Source organism: Pseudomonas sp. TE31087 (genome assembly GCF_057284075.1).
In genome coordinates this window covers 2,785,620-2,801,801 of the sequence record NZ_JBXVNN010000001.1, presented here as the reverse complement: position 1 = coordinate 2,801,801, position 16,182 = coordinate 2,785,620, and the positions used below count along the sequence as shown (strand labels likewise).

The 16,182-nt window shown below is 66.3% G+C and carries 18 protein-coding genes and 1 riboswitch; of the genes, 16 read left to right on the top strand and 2 right to left on the bottom strand.

Annotation, left to right across the window (positions count from 1 at the left end; all coding sequences use genetic code 11):
• Window positions 1-6 precede the first annotated feature (6 nt).
• Window positions 7-585: a hypothetical protein gene (locus ACZ899_RS12585; RefSeq protein WP_203647683.1), complete on the bottom strand. Its 579-nt coding sequence runs from the start codon at window positions 583-585 to the stop codon at window positions 7-9.
• Between the two features lie 154 nt (window positions 586-739).
• Window positions 740-958, top strand: a riboswitch (cobalamin riboswitch).
• Window positions 959-1,071: 113 nt separating this feature from the next.
• Between ACZ899_RS12585 and cobO the strand changes: the two genes are divergently transcribed.
• The 16 genes from cobO (at window position 1,072) to ACZ899_RS12505 (ending at window position 14,578) form a co-directional block, all read left to right on the top strand.
• On the top strand, window positions 1,072-1,683 hold the full coding sequence (gene cobO / locus ACZ899_RS12580) for a cob(I)yrinic acid a,c-diamide adenosyltransferase (RefSeq protein WP_028690903.1): 612 nt from the start codon (window positions 1,072-1,074) through the stop codon (window positions 1,681-1,683).
• On the top strand, window positions 1,680-2,975 hold the full coding sequence (locus ACZ899_RS12575; protein ID WP_203647682.1) for a cobyrinic acid a,c-diamide synthase CobB: 1,296 nt from the start codon (window positions 1,680-1,682) through the stop codon (window positions 2,973-2,975). The genes cobO and ACZ899_RS12575 overlap by 4 nt, the downstream gene beginning before the upstream one ends.
• Complete coding sequence (gene bluB, locus ACZ899_RS12570) at window positions 2,972-3,622, top strand: 5,6-dimethylbenzimidazole synthase (RefSeq protein ID WP_234560838.1); 651 nt, start codon at window positions 2,972-2,974, stop codon at window positions 3,620-3,622. The genes ACZ899_RS12575 and bluB overlap by 4 nt, the downstream gene beginning before the upstream one ends.
• Window positions 3,619-4,527, top strand: coding sequence for an adenosylcobinamide-phosphate synthase CbiB (cbiB, locus tag ACZ899_RS12565; RefSeq protein ID WP_234560837.1), 909 nt, complete (start codon window positions 3,619-3,621; stop codon window positions 4,525-4,527). Before bluB ends, cbiB begins: the two co-directional genes overlap by 4 nt.
• On the top strand, window positions 4,520-5,512 hold the full coding sequence (cobD, locus tag ACZ899_RS12560; protein WP_234560836.1) for a threonine-phosphate decarboxylase CobD: 993 nt from the start codon (window positions 4,520-4,522) through the stop codon (window positions 5,510-5,512). The genes cbiB and cobD overlap by 8 nt, the downstream gene beginning before the upstream one ends.
• Window positions 5,509-6,963, top strand: a complete 1,455-nt coding sequence (locus tag ACZ899_RS12555) for a cobyric acid synthase (RefSeq protein ID WP_234560835.1) — start codon at window positions 5,509-5,511, stop codon at window positions 6,961-6,963. The genes cobD and ACZ899_RS12555 overlap by 4 nt, the downstream gene beginning before the upstream one ends.
• Window position 6,964: 1 nt before the next feature.
• Window positions 6,965-7,486, top strand: coding sequence for a bifunctional adenosylcobinamide kinase/adenosylcobinamide-phosphate guanylyltransferase (gene cobU, locus ACZ899_RS12550; RefSeq protein ID WP_232856716.1), 522 nt, complete (start codon window positions 6,965-6,967; stop codon window positions 7,484-7,486).
• Entirely contained in the window at window positions 7,483-8,538 is a 1,056-nt protein-coding gene (gene cobT, locus ACZ899_RS12545; protein WP_234560834.1) for a nicotinate-nucleotide--dimethylbenzimidazole phosphoribosyltransferase, read from the top strand. Before cobU ends, cobT begins: the two co-directional genes overlap by 4 nt.
• Window positions 8,535-9,104: an alpha-ribazole phosphatase family protein gene (cobC, locus tag ACZ899_RS12540; RefSeq protein WP_232856718.1), complete on the top strand. Its 570-nt coding sequence runs from the start codon at window positions 8,535-8,537 to the stop codon at window positions 9,102-9,104. The genes cobT and cobC overlap by 4 nt, the downstream gene beginning before the upstream one ends.
• 1 nt (window position 9,105) lies before the next feature.
• On the top strand, window positions 9,106-9,840 hold the full coding sequence (locus ACZ899_RS12535) for an adenosylcobinamide-GDP ribazoletransferase (RefSeq protein ID WP_234560833.1): 735 nt from the start codon (window positions 9,106-9,108) through the stop codon (window positions 9,838-9,840).
• Window positions 9,841-10,081: 241 nt separating this feature from the next.
• Window positions 10,082-11,272 (top strand): glycoside hydrolase family 5 protein, encoded by a 1,191-nt coding sequence (locus tag ACZ899_RS12530; RefSeq protein WP_234560832.1) that lies wholly within the window; start codon window positions 10,082-10,084, stop codon window positions 11,270-11,272.
• Window positions 11,273-11,314: 42 nt separating this feature from the next.
• Complete coding sequence (locus ACZ899_RS12525) at window positions 11,315-11,719, top strand: MarR family winged helix-turn-helix transcriptional regulator (protein WP_203647674.1); 405 nt, start codon at window positions 11,315-11,317, stop codon at window positions 11,717-11,719.
• A 64-nt stretch (window positions 11,720-11,783) separates the two neighbouring features.
• A complete protein-coding gene (locus ACZ899_RS12520) occupies window positions 11,784-12,986 on the top strand; it encodes an MFS transporter (protein WP_234560831.1) in 1,203 nt (400 codons plus the stop codon).
• Window positions 12,983-13,105 carry a hypothetical protein gene (locus ACZ899_RS12515; RefSeq protein ID WP_256205968.1) on the top strand — a complete coding sequence of 41 codons (123 nt, stop codon included), beginning with the start codon at window positions 12,983-12,985 and terminating at the stop codon, window positions 13,103-13,105. The genes ACZ899_RS12520 and ACZ899_RS12515 overlap by 4 nt, the downstream gene beginning before the upstream one ends.
• Window positions 13,106-13,151: 46 nt before the next feature.
• Window positions 13,152-13,703, top strand: a complete 552-nt coding sequence (locus ACZ899_RS12510; protein WP_186712762.1) for a glutathione peroxidase — start codon at window positions 13,152-13,154, stop codon at window positions 13,701-13,703.
• An 83-nt stretch (window positions 13,704-13,786) separates the two neighbouring features.
• Window positions 13,787-14,578 (top strand): RHS repeat-associated core domain-containing protein, encoded by a 792-nt coding sequence (locus ACZ899_RS12505; RefSeq protein WP_234560830.1) that lies wholly within the window; start codon window positions 13,787-13,789, stop codon window positions 14,576-14,578.
• A 193-nt stretch (window positions 14,579-14,771) separates the two neighbouring features.
• Here ACZ899_RS12505 and ACZ899_RS12500 read toward each other — a convergent pair whose 3' ends face one another.
• Window positions 14,772-16,049 carry an OmpP1/FadL family transporter gene (locus ACZ899_RS12500; RefSeq protein ID WP_234560829.1) on the bottom strand — a complete coding sequence of 426 codons (1,278 nt, stop codon included), beginning with the start codon at window positions 16,047-16,049 and terminating at the stop codon, window positions 14,772-14,774.
• Window positions 16,050-16,182 lie beyond the last annotated feature (133 nt).

Below are 16,182 nucleotides of genomic sequence, written 5' to 3'. Positions count from 1 at the left end.
CGCCGATCAAGCCTGCTTGAGCAGCAATGCCACCCCGGGATAGTACTGTCCCAGTTCGTTATGCAGCTTGCGGTAGGCATATGGGAAGTACCAGGCTATCGCGCAGGCCGTGTGCTTTTGCAGGTCGTCCACCAGGTCCTGCAATTCCTCGGGGCTGGCATGCTGGCCGGCCTTCCACGGGGTGACGAACAACGCCCCGGCCTTGAGCTGGCTGCCATAGGCTATCGGCTTGGCCAGGGCGGCGGTTTCCTGCAGGGCCGCCGTCAGGTCGAGGCGGGCGATACGCGGCCAGCGCTGGCCGGCGTGCAGGTACAGCGACTCCTCGGCGCTGCTGATCGACAGGTCGCAGCGCCCATCGCGCTCGCCCTCGTCGCGCTGCTTCTTGCTCATGTGCCGTTCCAACGCCACCAGCTCACCCTGCCAGGCGGCCGCGGCGAGCAGGCCGACGTTGGCGGCGGTGCCGTGCCAGTAGGGTGCCTCGTTGTCGCCCTGCAGCTGGTTGAAGCGGTCGATGCAGTCGACCCAGCGTTCCAGGGCCGGGCGCAGGAACTCCAGGCGCGGGTTGTTGATGATCAGGCCTTGCATGCTGCGCTCTCCTTGTCATTGTGATCGAGGTCAGCCGATAAAGTGGTGGCTATGTGATATCACTGCTTTGAGTGTGGCACAAGCTGGCGGATCGGCCATTGATCCAGGCCAGATCGGCCCTCGTTCGATTGACGCTCCCGATTCAACCCTCTAACCTTCGCGGCGTGTTTCAGGTGCCCTGCGAGCCGCGGTTCGGCAGGGTGAAACTGGGAAGCCGGTGGGCGCCAGCAGGCGCGAGCCCGGCGCTGCCCCCGCAACGGTAGATGAGTCGACGGTTACGCAAGGCCACTGGATTTCCAAGTCCGGGAAGGCGCGTGGCCAGGGCCTGCGCCCGCTCATGAGCCCGGAGACCGGCCTGTCACTGCCAAACGGCATCACGGAGGGTGATGCGCGGTGCGATGTGGCCGTTGCCATGCCCCCTGCGCGCTCCTCGTCTGCCTGCCTTTTATCTGTCGCCGCCGCCGCGACAGCCTGCGGAGACCCCTGATGAGCGAATCCATCGAACGCGACGAACGTCACCTGGCGCGCATGCAGCGCAAGAAGGCGATCATCGACGAGCGCATCGCCAATTCCCCCAACGAATGCGGCCTGCTGCTGGTGCTGACCGGCAATGGCAAGGGCAAGAGCAGCTCGGCCTTCGGCATGCTCGCCCGCGCCCTGGGCCACGGCATGCAATGCGGCGTGGTGCAGTTCATCAAGGGCCGCAACAGTACCGGCGAGGAGCTGTTCTTCCGTCGTTTCCCCGAGCAGGTGCGCTACCACGTGATGGGCGAGGGCTTTACCTGGGAAACCCAGGACCGTCAGCGTGACATCGCCGCCGCCGAAGCCGCCTGGGCGGTGTCGCGGCAGTTGCTGCAGGACCCGTCGATCCAGTTCGTCGTGCTCGATGAGCTGAATATCGCCCTCAAACATGGCTACCTGGACCTCGATCAGGTGCTTTCGGATATCCAGGCCCGTCCACCGATGCAGCATGTGATCGTCACCGGTCGCGCCGCCAAGCCGGAAATGATCGAACTGGCCGACACCGTCACCGAGATGGGCATGCTCAAGCACGCCTTCCAGGCAGGTATCCGCGCGCAGAAGGGCGTCGAACTGTGAGTGAGTCGCGCCAGTGTCCCGCCGTGCTGATCGCGGCCCCGGCCTCGGGCCAAGGCAAGACCACGGTCACCGCCGCCCTGGCTCGCCTGCACCGCAACCTCGGGCGTAAGGTGCGGGTGTTCAAGTGCGGGCCTGACTTTCTCGATCCGATGATCCTGGAGCGCGCCAGCGGCGCGCCGGTCTACCAGCTCGACCTGTGGATGATTGGCGCCGAGGAAAGTCGTCGCCTGTTGTGGGAAGCGGCGGGCGAGGCCGACCTGATCCTGATCGAAGGCGTGATGGGCCTGTTCGACGGTACCCCGTCAAGCGCCGACCTGGCACGCCACTTCGGCGTGCCGGTGCTGGCGGTGATCGACGGCACGGCCATGGCCCAGACCTTCGGCGCCCTGGCCCTGGGCCTGGCGCGCTACCAGCCCGACCTGCCGTTCGCCGGGGTGCTGGCCAACCGGGTCGGCAGCCTGCGCCATGCGCAACTGCTCGAAGGCAGCCTGACCGAAGGCCTGCGCTGGTACGGCGGGTTGTCCCGCGAGCGCGGCATCGAGCTGCCCAGCCGCCACCTCGGCCTGGTCCAGGCCAGCGAGTTGAACGATCTGGATGCTCGACTGGACGCTGCCGCCGAAGCGCTCGGTGCCAGCTGCGATGCCGCGTTGCCGCCACCGGTCAGTTTTGCCGGGCCTGAGCCGGTGAGCGTGACCTCGTCGCTGACCGGGGTGCGCATCGGCGTGGCCCGCGACGAAGCCTTTGCGTTCACCTACGGTGCCAACCTCGACCTGCTGCGCGGCCTCGGTGCGCAGCTGGAGTTCTTCTCGCCGGTGCATGATCGCGAGCTTCCCGTGGTGGACAGCCTCTACCTGCCCGGCGGCTACCCTGAGCTGCATCACCAGGCCCTGGCCGCCAACGCGCCGATGCTGGAGGCGATCCGCGCCCATCATGCCGCCGGCAAGCCGCTGCTGGCCGAGTGCGGTGGCATGCTCTACCTGCTCGACGCACTGACCGACGTGGCGGGCGAGCGCGCCGCGCTGCTGGGCCTGCTGCCGGGCGAGGCAACCATGCAGAAGCGCCTGGCGGCCCTGGCCCTGCAGGCGGTCGAACTGCCTGAAGGCACCCTGCGTGGCCACACCTACCACCATTCGCTGACCAGCACCGAGCTGGCGCCGATCGCCCGTGGCCTGAGCCCCAACGGTGGGCGGGGCAACGAGGCGGTCTATCGCCTGGGGCGCCTGACCGCCTCCTACGTGCACTTCTATTTCCCCTCCAACCCCGATGCGGCGGCGGCGCTGCTGCGACCATGAGCCGACACGCCTACAGCGAAGCCGAACGCCAGGCCATCTACCGGGCCATTGGCGAACGCCGCGACATGCGCCATTTCGCCGGGGGCGAGGTGGCCCCCGAGTTGCTCGGGCGCCTGCTCGCCGCCGCCCATCAGGCACCCAGCGTGGGCCTGATGCAGCCGTGGCGCTTCATCCGTATCAGCCAGCGTGCATTGCGCGAGCGGATCCAGGCGCTGGTGGAGCAGGAGCGGGTACGCACCGCCGAGGCCCTGGGCGAGCGCTCCGATGAATTCATGAAGCTCAAGGTCGAAGGCATCAACGACTGCGCCGAAGTGCTGGTGGCGGCGTTGATGGACAAGCGCGAGGCGCACGTCTTCGGTCGCCGCACCTTGCCCGAGATGGACCTGGCCTCGCTGGCCTGCGCCATCCAGAACCTGTGGCTGGCGGCGCGTGCCGAAGGGCTGGGCATGGGCTGGGTGTCGCTGTTCGACCCCCAGGCCCTGGCCGAGCTGCTGGGCATGCCCGCCGGCGCCAAGCCCATGGCGGTGCTGTGCCTGGGGCCGGTGACCGAGTTCTATCCGGCACCGATGCTGGTACTGGAAGACTGGGCCGAGCAACGACCGTTGAGCGAGATGCTGTACGAAAACCATTGGGGAGAGCGTCCATGAGCGTGGCCTTGCTGACCGTGGCGGGCGTGGCCCTGGATGCGCTGCTGGGCGAGCCGCGTCGACGTCATCCGCTGGTGGGTTTCGGCAACTTCGCCTCGCGCCTGGAACAACGCTTCAACGCCGGCGGGCGCGGCTGGCGCAGCCATGGCGTTACCGCGTGGTTCCTGGCCGTGGTGCCGCTGACTCTGCTGGCGCTGATCCTGTCGTGGCTACCGTATATCGACTGGCTGGTGGATGTGCTGGCGCTGTACTGCGCCCTGGGCCTGCGCAGCCTGGGCGAGCATGTGCTGCCGGTGGCCCAGGCGCTGCGCCAGGGCGACCTGGCCGAGGCGCGGCGGCGCGTCGGTTACCTGGTCAGCCGCGAGACCCGCGAGCTGGACGAGCCCGCCGTGGCCCGGGCGGCTACCGAGTCGGTGTTGGAGAACGGCAGCGACGCGGTGTTCGCCGCGCTGTTCTGGTTCGTCGTGGCCGGCGCGCCGGGGGTGGTGCTGTATCGCCTGAGCAATACCCTGGACGCGATGTGGGGCTATCGTAACGAGCGCTTCGAGCGCTTTGGCTGGTGCGCGGCGCGCATCGACGATGGCCTGAACTATATTCCCGCCAGGCTGGTGGCGCTGACCTATGCGCTGCTGGGCAAGACCCGCCTGGCCCTGGCCTGCTGGCGCAGCCAGGCGCCGCTGTGGGACAGCCCGAACGCCGGCCCGGTGATGGCGGCGGGGGCCGGTGCGTTGGGCGTGGAGCTGGGCGGCCCGGCGGTGTATCACGGCGAGTTGCACGAACGGCCGCGCCTGGGTGAAGGGTCAATGGCCGACGCCGATGCCATCGAGCGCGGCTGGAGCCTGGTGCAGCGCGGCGTGTGGCTGTGGGTGCTGTTGATCTGCGTGGGAGCCTATCTGAATGCTTGAACACGGTGGCCGCCTGCTGCGGGCGGTGAAACAGTACGCCATCCCTCGGGAGCAGTGGCTCGACCTGTCCAGCGGTATCGCGCCATGGCCTTACCCGATACCGCCGATTCCGCTGGAGGCCTGGGCCCGCCTGCCGGAGACCGAGGATGGCCTGGAGGCGGCGGCGCGGCAGTACTACGGCGCGCAGCCGTTGCTGGCGGTGGCCGGTTCCCAGGCGGCGATCCAGGCCTTGCCGTACTTGCGCCCGGTCGGGCGGGTCGGGGTCCTGTCGCCGTGCTATGCCGAGCATCCGCATGCCTGGGCACGGGCAGGGCACACGCTGGTCGAACTGGACGAGACCGAGGTCGAGGACGTGCTCGACAGCCTCGACGTGCTGGTGCTGGTCAACCCCAACAACCCCACTGGCCGCCGGGTGACCCGCGAACGCCTGCTGGCCTGGCATACGCGCCTGGCCGAGCGCGGTAGCTGGCTGCTGGTGGACGAAGCCTTCATGGACAACACGCCCGAACACAGTGTGGTCGATCAGGCTGGGCAACCGGGCTTGATCGTGTTGCGCTCGTTCGGCAAGTTCTTCGGCCTGGCCGGCGTGCGGCTGGGGTTTGTCGTCGCCCAGGTGGATGTGCTGCGACGCCTGGCCGAGGCACTCGGGCCCTGGACCGTCAGCGGCCCGACCCGTGTGCTGGGGCAGGCGTGTTTTGCCGACGACGCGGCGCACCAGGCACAAATTGCCCGTTGCGCCCAGGCCAGCCAGCGTATGGCCACCTTGCTTGATGGTGCAGGCCTGCCACCCAGCGGTGGCTGCGACCTGTTCCAGTACGTGCGTGATGAGCGTGCCGCGCACCTGCATGAATTTCTCGCCCGCCGTGGCATCCTGGTGCGCTTGTTCGAGCAGCCGCCCGCGCTGCGTTTCGGCCTGCCTGCCACGGCGGCGGACGAACAACGTCTGGCCCAGGCCCTGGCGGACTACCAGAAGGAATCGGCATGACCACCCTCATGGTGCAAGGCACCACCTCCGATGCCGGCAAGAGCACGCTGGTCACCGCCCTGTGCCGCTGGCTGCTGCGCCAGGGCGTTGCCGTGGTGCCGTTCAAGCCGCAGAACATGGCCCTCAACAGCGCCGTGACCGCCGACGGCGGCGAGATCGGCCGCGCCCAGGCGGTGCAGGCCCAGGCCTGCCGGCTGGCGCCGCACACCGACATGAACCCGGTGCTGCTCAAGCCCAACAGCGATACTGGTGCCCAGGTGATCGTCCATGGCCGCGCGGTGACCAGCATGAACGCCGTCGCCTACCACGACTACAAGGCCATCGCCATGCAGGCGGTGCTGGCGTCCCACGAGCGCCTGAGCGCAGCCTATCCGGTAGTGATGGTCGAAGGTGCCGGCTCCCCGGCGGAGATCAACCTGCGGGCCGGCGACATCGCCAACATGGGCTTCGCCGAGGCGGTCGACTGCCCGGTGATCCTGGTGGCCGATATCAACCGGGGCGGCGTGTTCGCCCACCTGGTCGGCACCCTGGAGCTGCTGTCGGCAAGCGAACAGGCGCGGGTCAAGGGCTTTGTCATCAACCGTTTCCGTGGCGACATCGCCTTGCTGCAACCGGGCCTGGACTGGCTGGAGCAGCGCACCGGCAAGCCAGTGCTGGGGGTGCTGCCCTATGTCACCGACCTGCACCTGGAGGCCGAGGACGGTATCGATACCCGCCAGGGGACGAAGGGCGAGCGCGTGCTCAAGGTGATCGTCCCGGTGCTGCCGCGGATCAGCAACCACACCGACTTCGACCCGCTGCGCCTGCATCCGCAGGTGGACCTGCAGTTCATCGGCCCGGGCCAGCCGATCCCGCCCGCCGACCTGATCATCCTGCCAGGCTCCAAGAGCGTGCGCGGCGACCTGGCGCAACTGCGCGAGCGTGGCTGGGACACCGCCATCGCCCGGCACCTGCGCTACGGCGGCAAGCTCATCGGCATTTGCGGCGGCCTGCAGATGCTCGGCGAGCAGGTGCATGACCCACTGGGCCTGGAAGGGCCCGCCGGCTCCAGCGCGGGCCTCGGCCTGCTGGCCTACAGCACCGTGCTGGAGGCCGAGAAGCAACTGCGCAATGTCACAGGCACGCTGTACCTCGAACAGAGCCCGGTGTCGGGTTACGAGATCCATGCCGGTGTCACTCAGGGGCCGGCGCTGGAGCGTCCGGCGGTGCAACTGGCCGATGGCCGTGCCGACGGCGCCATAAGCGCCGACGGACAGATCCTCGCCACCTACCTGCATGGCCTGTTCGAGGGCAGCCAGTCGTGCGCCGCGCTGCTGCGCTGGGCAGGTTTGGCCGATGTGCAGCCCATCGACTACGAGGCCCTGCGCGAACGCGATATCGAGCGCCTGGCCGACCTGGTCGAGCAGCACCTGGACACCGCGCGCCTGCGCCAACTGTGTGGAGTCGTCTGACATGCGCAACCTGATCCTCGGCGGCGCCCGTTCGGGCAAGAGCCGCCTGGCCGAGCAACTGGCCGAGGCCAGCGGCCTGTCGGTGACCTACATCGCCACCAGCCGGCCGCTGGATGGCGAGATGAATGAACGCGTGCGCCTGCACCGCGAGCGCCGTCCGGCCCATTGGGGGCTGGTGGAGGAGCCCGTGGCGCTGGCTGATGTGCTGCGTGCCGAAGCCGCCGAAGGACGCTGTCTGCTGGTGGACTGCCTGACCCTGTGGCTGACCAACCTGCTGATGCTCGAGGATGACCTGCGCTTGGCGCAGGAGCGCGACGCACTGCTCGAGTGCCTGGCGCAGTTGCCGGGCACTGTCATCCTGGTCAGCAACGAAACCGGCCTGGGCGTGGTGCCCATGGGTGAACTGACCCGTCGCTACGTCGACCTGGCGGGCACGCTGCACCAGGCTGTGGCCGAACGCTGCCAGCGCGTGGTGTTGACCGTGGCCGGCCTCCCTCTCATGCTCAAAGGACCTGCCCTATGACCCAGATGTGGTGGCGTGATGCCTGCCAACCCCTCGACACCGCCGCCATGGACCAGGCCCGCGCCCGTCAGCAGCAACTGACCAAGCCGGCCGGCTCCCTCGGCCAGCTCGAAGACCTTGCAATCCGCCTGGCCGGCCTGCAAGGGCGCGAGCGTCCCAGCCTGGAACGCATCGCCATCACGGTCTTTGCCGGTGACCATGGCGTGGTGGAGGAGGGCATCTCCGCCTATCCACAGGCGGTGACCGGGCAGATGCTGCGCAACTTCGTCGGCGGTGGCGCGGCGATCAGCGTGCTGGCGCGCCAACTGGATGCTCAACTGGAGGTGGTCGACCTCGGTACCATCGACCCGACCCTGCAACTGCCCGGTGTCCATCACCTGAACCTCGGGCCCGGCACCGCCAACTTCGCCCGTCAGCCGGCGATGACCGACGCGCAACTGGCTGCGGCGTTGCAGGCCGGTCGCGACAGCGCCTTGCGCGCACTCGATAACGGCGCCCAGCTGTTTATCGGCGGCGAAATGGGCATCGGCAACACCACCGCAGCGGCGGCGCTGGCCAGTACGTTGCTGGGCTGCCCGGCGCGTGAGCTGAGCGGGCCGGGCACCGGCCTGGACAGCGCCGGCGTGCGGCACAAGGCCGAAGTGATCGAACGTGCCCTGGTGCTGCACGGCCTGCGCGCCGACCAGCCGCTGCAGGCGCTGGCCTGTGTCGGCGGCTTCGAGATCGCCGCCCTGGCCGGTGCCTACCTGGCGTGCGCCCAGCATGGCGTGGCAGTGCTGGTCGATGGCTTCATCTGCAGTGTCGCCGCCCTGGTGGCGGTACGCCTCAATCCACAGTGCCTGCCGTGGTTGCTGTTCGCCCACCAGGGCGCCGAGCCGGGGCACAAGGCCCTGCTGGCGGCCTTGGAGGCCGAGCCGCTGCTGGTCCTGGGGCTGCGCCTGGGCGAGGGCAGCGGCGCGGCGCTGGCGGTGCCGCTGATCCGCCTGGCCTGCGCCCTGCACGGACAGATGGCGACCTTCGCCGAGGCGGCGGTGGCGGATCGCCCGGCATGATCCTCGAACTGCTGCGCCATGGCGAGACGGAACTGGGTGGCGGCTTGCGCGGCAGCCTCGACGACGCCCTGACCGAGACTGGCTGGGCGCAGATGCGCCAGGCTGTCGCCGAGGCCGGCCCTTGGGATGTGCTGGTCAGTTCGCCGTTGCAGCGCTGTGCGGCGTTCGCCGATGAGCTGGGTGCGCGCCTGAACTTGCCGGTGCTGCGCGAGGCCGGTGTGCGCGAGCTGCACTTCGGCGAGTGGGAAGGGCAAAGCGCCGCGCAGATCATGCAGGTTGACGCCGATGCCCTGGGGCAGTTCTGGAATGACCCGTATGCGTTCACCCCGCCGGGCGGCGAGCCGGTGCTGGCCTTTGCCGAACGGGTGCTGGCGGCGGTCGAGGGCATGCGCCGTGCGTACGCAGGCAAGCGCGTGCTGATGGTCACCCATGGCGGGGTGATGCGTCTTCTCCTGGCGCGGGCACGTGGCTTGCCGCGTGAGCAATTGCTTCAGGTCGAGGTCGGGCATGGCATGCTGGCTCGCCTGATGCTGGAGAACGACGGCCAGATGCGCGAGGTGGGTTGAGATGCTGCCGTTCTGGATCGCCCTGCAGTTCCTCAGTAGCTTGCCGGTACGCTTGCCGGGCATGCCGGAGCCTCGCGAGATGGGGCGTTCGCTGCTGTGCTATCCGCTGGTGGGGCTGCTGTTCGGCCTGTTGTTGTGGCTGGCCAGCCATCTGCTGCAAGGCACCGCGGCGCCCTTGCACGCGGCCTTGCTGCTGGCGCTGTGGGTGCTGCTCAGCGGCGCGCTGCACCTGGACGGCCTGGCCGACAGCGCCGACGCGTGGCTGGGGGGCTTCGGCGATCGCGAGCGCACCTTGCAGATCATGAAGGACCCGCGCAGCGGGCCGATTGCCGTGGTCACGCTGGTGCTGGTATTGCTGCTGAAGTTCTGCGCGCTGTGGGTGCTGGTCGAGCGGGGAGCGGGGGGGCTGCTGGTGCTGGCGCCGGTGGTGGGAAGGGCGGCGATGCTTGGGCTGTTTCTCGGCACGCCTTACGTGCGTGCGGGTGGGTTGGGTGCGGCCCTGGCCGAACACCTGCCCCGGCGCGGCGCGATCTGGGTATTGTTGGTTTCTGCGCTGGCCGGACTGGCGCTGGGAGGCTGGGCGGTGCTGTGGCCACTGCTGGCGGCGTTGGTGGTATTCGTGTGGCTGCGTAAGCTGATGTGCCGTCGCTTGGGTGGAACCACAGGGGACACGGCCGGGGCGCTGTTGGAACTACTGGAATTGACGGTGGTGGTTACTCTGGCACTACGCGCATAGCTTCAGGCCGACACGTTCCCTTGTAGGAGCGGCCTTGCCGAGGCGTCGGACCGGTCGGAAAGGGCCGCAAAGCGGCCCCGGCGATATCAGCTTGAAGCACGAATCTAGGGGGCGCTTCGCACCCCTTTCGCGACACAAGGCCGCTCCTACAACGGGACGTGTCTTACATAGATCCCGGAAACCTTCCGCAACTATTGCGTCTATCTTCGTTCGTTCCCCAAAACCACCAGGAACCCCCGCCATGCACCCCTGGATACTCGCCAGCCTGCTGGCCCTTGCCGCCATACCCGCCACCGCCGCCGACCTGATCGATTTCTGGAACACCCCCCGCCACGGCGGCAACAGCTTCAACCGCCTGCCCCCGGACCAAACCTACTTCGATGCCCTGAAAGGCTACGGCGCCAGCTGGGTGCGCCTCTCCTACGATAAATGGCACCCGGCCGAACGCGACTTCCTGCTGGGCAACGCCGACGATTACCAGGGCCTGGCCAGCGCCGACCTGAAGCAGCTCATCGAGGTCCTCGACCGTGCCCACGCCGCTGGTCTCAAGGTAGTCATCACGCCGCTGTCGCTCCCCGGCATGCGCTGGGCGCAGAACAACCAGAACCGCTTTGACGACCGGCTATGGCAGGACAAGCGTTACTGGACCCAGTCCGCCCGTTTCTGGCGAGACGTTGCCCAGGCCCTCAAGGACCACCCGGCTGTTGCCGCGTACAACCTCATCAACGAGCCCGCTCCAGAGAAACAGGGAAACCTGGCCGAGCACGCCGACCTCGATCGGATGAAACAGTGGTACGCCCGCGAGCAGGGCGGGGCGCGTGACCTGCCGGCGCTCTATCGGCAGTTGCTGGCGGCGATCCGCAAGGTCGACGGCAAGACGCCGGTCATGGTCGATGCCGGCTGGTACGCCGCCGCCGATGCCTTCGGCTACTGGCCCAAGGCGTTGGCGGATGAGCGTGTGCTGTACAGCGTGCACATGTACGAACCCTATGCCGCCACCAGTGCGCCTAATCTTGCTCGCGAGCAACCTTTCGCCTATCTGGGGCCTGTGCCGTTTGCCGGGCAGACCCGGCAGTGGGATGCCGAGCAGGTCGCCCGCTATCTGCAACAGCCGGTGGATTGGGCCGATTCGATCAAGTTGCCGCGTTCGCGCCTTGTGGTGGGGGAGTTTGGCTGCATGCGTCGGTTGCCCGGGTGCCGACAATACCTGGAGGATGTGCTCGCGGTGCTGGATCGCCAGCAATTGCATTGGGCCTTCTACAGCTTCCGCGAGGACAGTTGGGATGGCATGGATTACGAACTGGGTTCGGCCAAGGTGCCGTGGCGTTATTGGCAAGCCATCGAAAACGCCGCGCCGGACCCTTTGCCGCGCAAGGCCACGGCCGAGTTCGAGCCGATCCGCCAGCGCCTGCTACCTAAACCGATACCGTGAAATTTCTTGCAACATCCATAATGCGGGTATATACACGTAACCATGCTGACCAGTGAATGCATCTGCACCCATCTGCGTCGCGCCGCCCGTGGGGTGAGCCGGCATTACGACGAGGCCCTTGCCGGCTTCGGCATCAATGTCGCCCAGTTTTCCCTGCTGCGCCATGTGCAGCGCCTCGATCGCCCCAGCATCACCTGTCTGGCCGAGGCCATGGGCCTTGAGCGCAGCACCCTGGGCCGTAACCTCAAGGTGCTCGAGGCCGATGGCCTGGTGCGTCTTGCCGACGGCGACGACCAGCGCAACCGCGTGGTGCTGCTGAGCGAAGCGGGCAGGGCGCGCCTGGACGCCGCCTACCCGGCCTGGCAGCAGGCTCAGAGGCAGTTGGTGGAGCGACTGGGTGAAAGCCAGCGTGACGAGTTGGTGCGCTTGCTGGAGCAGCTTGCCTGAACGACTACGATAGAAAGCGGGTATATACCCGCATCAACCTTGCGATGGGCTGGAGACAACGACAATGACTTCCCTTTGGCGGAGCAGCGGTTGGGTACTTGTGGGGGCGGCGCTGATCCTGGCGTTGTCGCTGGGGGTGCGACATGGTTTCGGCCTGTTCCTGGCGCCGATGAGTGCCGAATTCGGCTGGGGTCGTGAGGTGTTCGCCTTCGCCATCGCCCTGCAGAACCTGATCTGGGGCCTGGCCCAGCCGTTCACCGGCGCCCTGGCCGACCGTCTGGGCGCGGCCAAGGTGGTGGTGATCGGCGGCATCCTCTACACCGCCGGACTGGTGATGATGGGCATGGCCGACTCGGCCTGGTCGCTGTCGCTGAGCGCCGGCCTGCTGATCGGCATCGGCCTGTCCGGCACTTCGTTCTCGGTGATCCTTGGCGTGGTCGGGCGCGCCGTGCCGCCGGAGAAACGCAGCATGGCCATGGGCATCGCCAGCGCCGCCGGCTCCTTCGGCCAGTTCGCCATGCTCCCCGGCACCCTCGGCCTGATCCAGTGGCTGGGCTGGTCGGCGGCCTTGCTGGTGCTGAGCCTGATGGTGGCGCTGATCGTGCCGTTCGTAGGTATGCTGCGTGATCGACCGCTGCCCAGCCATGGCGCCGAGCAGAGCCTCGGCCAGGCGCTGCGCGAGGCCTGTTCGCACTCCGGCTTCTGGCTGTTGGCGCTGGGCTTTTTCGTCTGCGGCTTCCAGGTGGTGTTCATCGGCGTGCACCTGCCGGCCTACCTGGTCGACCAGCACCTGCCGGCGATCACCGGCACCACCGTGCTGGCGCTGGTCGGCCTGTTCAATATCGTCGGCACCTATACCGCCGGCTGGCTCGGCGGGCGCATGTCCAAGCCGCGCCTGCTGACCGGCCTGTACCTGCTGCGCGCCGTGGTCATCGTGCTGTTCCTCTGGGCGCCGGTGACCCAGTTCAGCGCCTACCTGTTCGGCATTGCCATGGGCCTGCTGTGGCTGTCCACGGTGCCGCTGACCAATGGCACCGTGGCCACGCTGTTTGGCGTGCGCAACCTGTCGATGCTCGGCGGCATTGTGTTCCTGTTCCACCAATTGGGCGCGTTCCTGGGTGGCTGGCTGGGCGGGGTGGTCTATGACCAGACCGGCAGCTACGACCTGGTATGGCAGATCTCGATCCTGCTCAGCCTGCTGGCCGCGGCCCTCAACTGGCCAGTGCGTGAACGCCCGGTCGCCCGTCTGCAGGCCCAGGCCGCATGAACCGCCTGCTCGGGCGTGGCCTGCTGCTGGTCGCCGCCGTGCTGGTGCTGGCGTTGGTGTGGTGGGGCTGGCACAAGGGCGGGCTGGCGTTGATGCAGTTGGGCATGAGCCTGTGTTAAGCGCTACCCTGCACATTCAAGGAATCATGTGCAGGAGACCGCTATCATGCATGCCCGCTGGCTGACCCTCCCCCTGCTGGCCCTGGCCGCCGCCACTTCGAGCTGGGCAGCCGACTGCCCGGCACTGCTCCAGGGCAGCCTGCCGGAGCTGCGTGGCAAGGAGCAGATCGACCTGTGCCAGCGCTTCGCCGGCAAGCCGCTGGTGGTGATCAACACCGCCAGCTACTGCGGCTTCGCCCCGCAGTTCGAAGGACTCGAGGCGACCTACAAGGACTACCACGAACAGGGCCTGGAAATGCTCGGCGTGCCGTCCAACGACTTCAAGCAGGAAGACGCCGACAGCGACAAGACCGCCAAGGTCTGTTACGCCAACTACGGCGTGACCTTCACCATGACCAAGGCCCAGCCGGTGCGCGGCAAGGACGCGATCCCGCTGTTCGTCGAGCTGGCCCGGCAGAGCAGCGCGCCGAAGTGGAATTTCTACAAGTATGTGGTGGACCGCAAGGGCAAGGTGATCGGCAACTTCTCCAGCCTGACCAAGCCGGATGATCCGGCGTTCAGGGCGGCGATCGACAAGGCGATTGCTTCGCAGCCTTGAGGGGGTACCTGGCATTTTTGCCAGTTATTCGCTGGTCGAGCAGATGTTAGGTTGTCGGCATCTACCGCTCGGTTGGGTCTGACATGCCGACTACCTATCTTGCAATGTGTGACTGGCAGCAATCGGTGCTTGGTGATGGCCAGGTGGGCAGGCGCTATACACCCTATGGTGCGTTGCCGCAGATTGCCGGCCCCCGATTGGCCTACTGCGGGATGCCCTGTGAGGTGCTGACGGGTAACTATTCTCCGGGGAATGGGCACCGGACCTACGATCCTGAGTTGAAACGTTTCCACTCTCCTGATCGGCTGAGTCCGTTTGGAGATGGCGGCATCAATGCGTATGCATATTGCAGTGGGGATCCGATCAATCGTGAGGATCGTAATGGGCGATACAACAATAGTCTCTTCCACGGCAAACTCTCGCAGACCGTAGGTGGAATGATGACTCCCTGGTTGGGCGTGGACGCTGCGGCGCTCGGCCAGATGTACAGAACATGGCGTGTAGATGGTGCGGATGGACGACCTGTTCCAACGTTCAAGCAAGTCCTTTTGCAGTCCGCAGCAACTGTATCGCGAGGCGTGGCCACAGGCTTCTCAGCGGTAGGTTTGTTCGAGTTGACGCCCCAGTCTGCCAAACCTAGAAGTGAATTCAATAAAAGAGAAACGGCTCAACAAGGCATGTATGACCGGGGTGTAGCGTTGGTTAATGGCGCCGCACTGGTGATGGATATTGCGGCATTCAAGGTGAACAAGGATTATTACCCCGGGTTTGGTAGGCAAAAAGTGGAGAACAAAGAAGGGCCTGATGTTCCTTCAGTCGAGATGCAGCCGCTTCGTGAGGGTGAAATACCCCGGCAGCTTGGCAATCCTGTTTGATCAATGTGCTTGGCCGATTTCACAGGGAATGTACTGACAGCGCCGCAGCGCATCACCACGGGCCGTAGTGATCACGAAACACATCAGCAGGGCCATTATCGCAAGCATGGACGGCAGTACCTGGGCGAGCAGTGGCGGGTGCAGGCATGAAAAAACCGCCCCGAGGGCGGTTTTTTCATGCAGCGGGTGCCACTCAGAAGCGGTAGGTCAGCGAAGCACCAACGCCGTGGGCGCTGTTTTCGTACTTGGCCTGGTAGCTGCCCTTGAGGCCAGCTTCCGTCGCGCTGTGCGGCTGGTTGTTGACCTTGGTGTCTTCTTCCCACAGGTAGGAGTAGGCCACGTCGATGGTCATGTCGTCGGTCGAGCTCCAGCCGGCACCGATGCTGAAAATCTTGCGATCACCAGTAGGGATGCGCGGGGAGCGGTTGGTGTTGTTGGTCGGCGACTGGTCAACCGAGAAACCGGTGCGCAGGACCCACTCCTTGTTCACCTTGTAGGAGGCGCCGATGGCGTGAGCCCAGGTGTCGTGCCAGTTCTGTTCCTCGTTGATGGTCTTGAACTGCCCGGCAGGGCCTGCCGGCACTTCGTTGTTGACCGTGATGTTTTCCAGGCGGCTCCAGCGGGTCCAGGTGCTGCCTGCGTACAGGGTCCACTGGTCGTCCAGTTCGTGGGTGACCGAGAAGTCCACCGACTCGGGGGTCTTGATCTTCAGGGTGGCATCGAACTTGTTGCCGTCCAGGCCGAGCAGCGGGTAGCTGACCTTGGTCTTGCCTTCGAGCTTGTAGTCGACCATCGAGTGGTAGGTCAGGCCGACGCGGGTGCGGTCGGTGGCCTGCACCAGGACACCGATGTTGTAGCCGACGGCGGTGTCGTCGCCCTTGATCTTCACCTCGCCATCAGCCGGACGCAGCGGCGAGATACTGGCCAGGTTCGAACCCAGCTCGCCCTTGATGCGGTTGATGGTCGGGCCGAAGCCGATCGAGACCTTGTCGTTGAACGCATAGCTCACGGTCGGCTGGAAGGTCACGACCTCGACATGGCTCTTCTTGCCCCAGTAGCGCGCGGCATCGTCGCTACCGTAGTCGGTGACCAGGCCGAACGGCACGTAGACGCCGAAACCGACGCTCCAGTGGTCATCGATGGACTTGACGTAGTAACCCATCGGCACGCCGACCACGGGCACCATGTCACCGTCCATTTCCCCCCCTTTGTTACTGCCGCGTCCGGAAATATCGGACTTGGCGATGACTGCGGCACCACCGACGGTCATCTGGTCGCGCTTCAGGCGGGCCATGCCCGCCGGGTTGCCATACACGGTGCTGGCATCTTCGGCAGAAGAAGAACGACCCGCGAAACCTGTCCCCATGCCGCTGACGCTCTGTTCGTTCAGGGCAAAGCCGCTGGCGAGCAATTGGCTGGAAGCGAGGGCAACGGCAATGCCGAGAGAGGTTTTGAGCATAACTTTTTTCATTATTAGAAAACTCCTTGGGATCTCCGGGGCGAAAAGCTACCAACAAATGCCGCGCTGCGCCATAGGCTGAAACACAGGAGATAGAGCGGTTTTGTAGGACAATCCGACCAAAATTCCGTTTATTCCGGTTGTA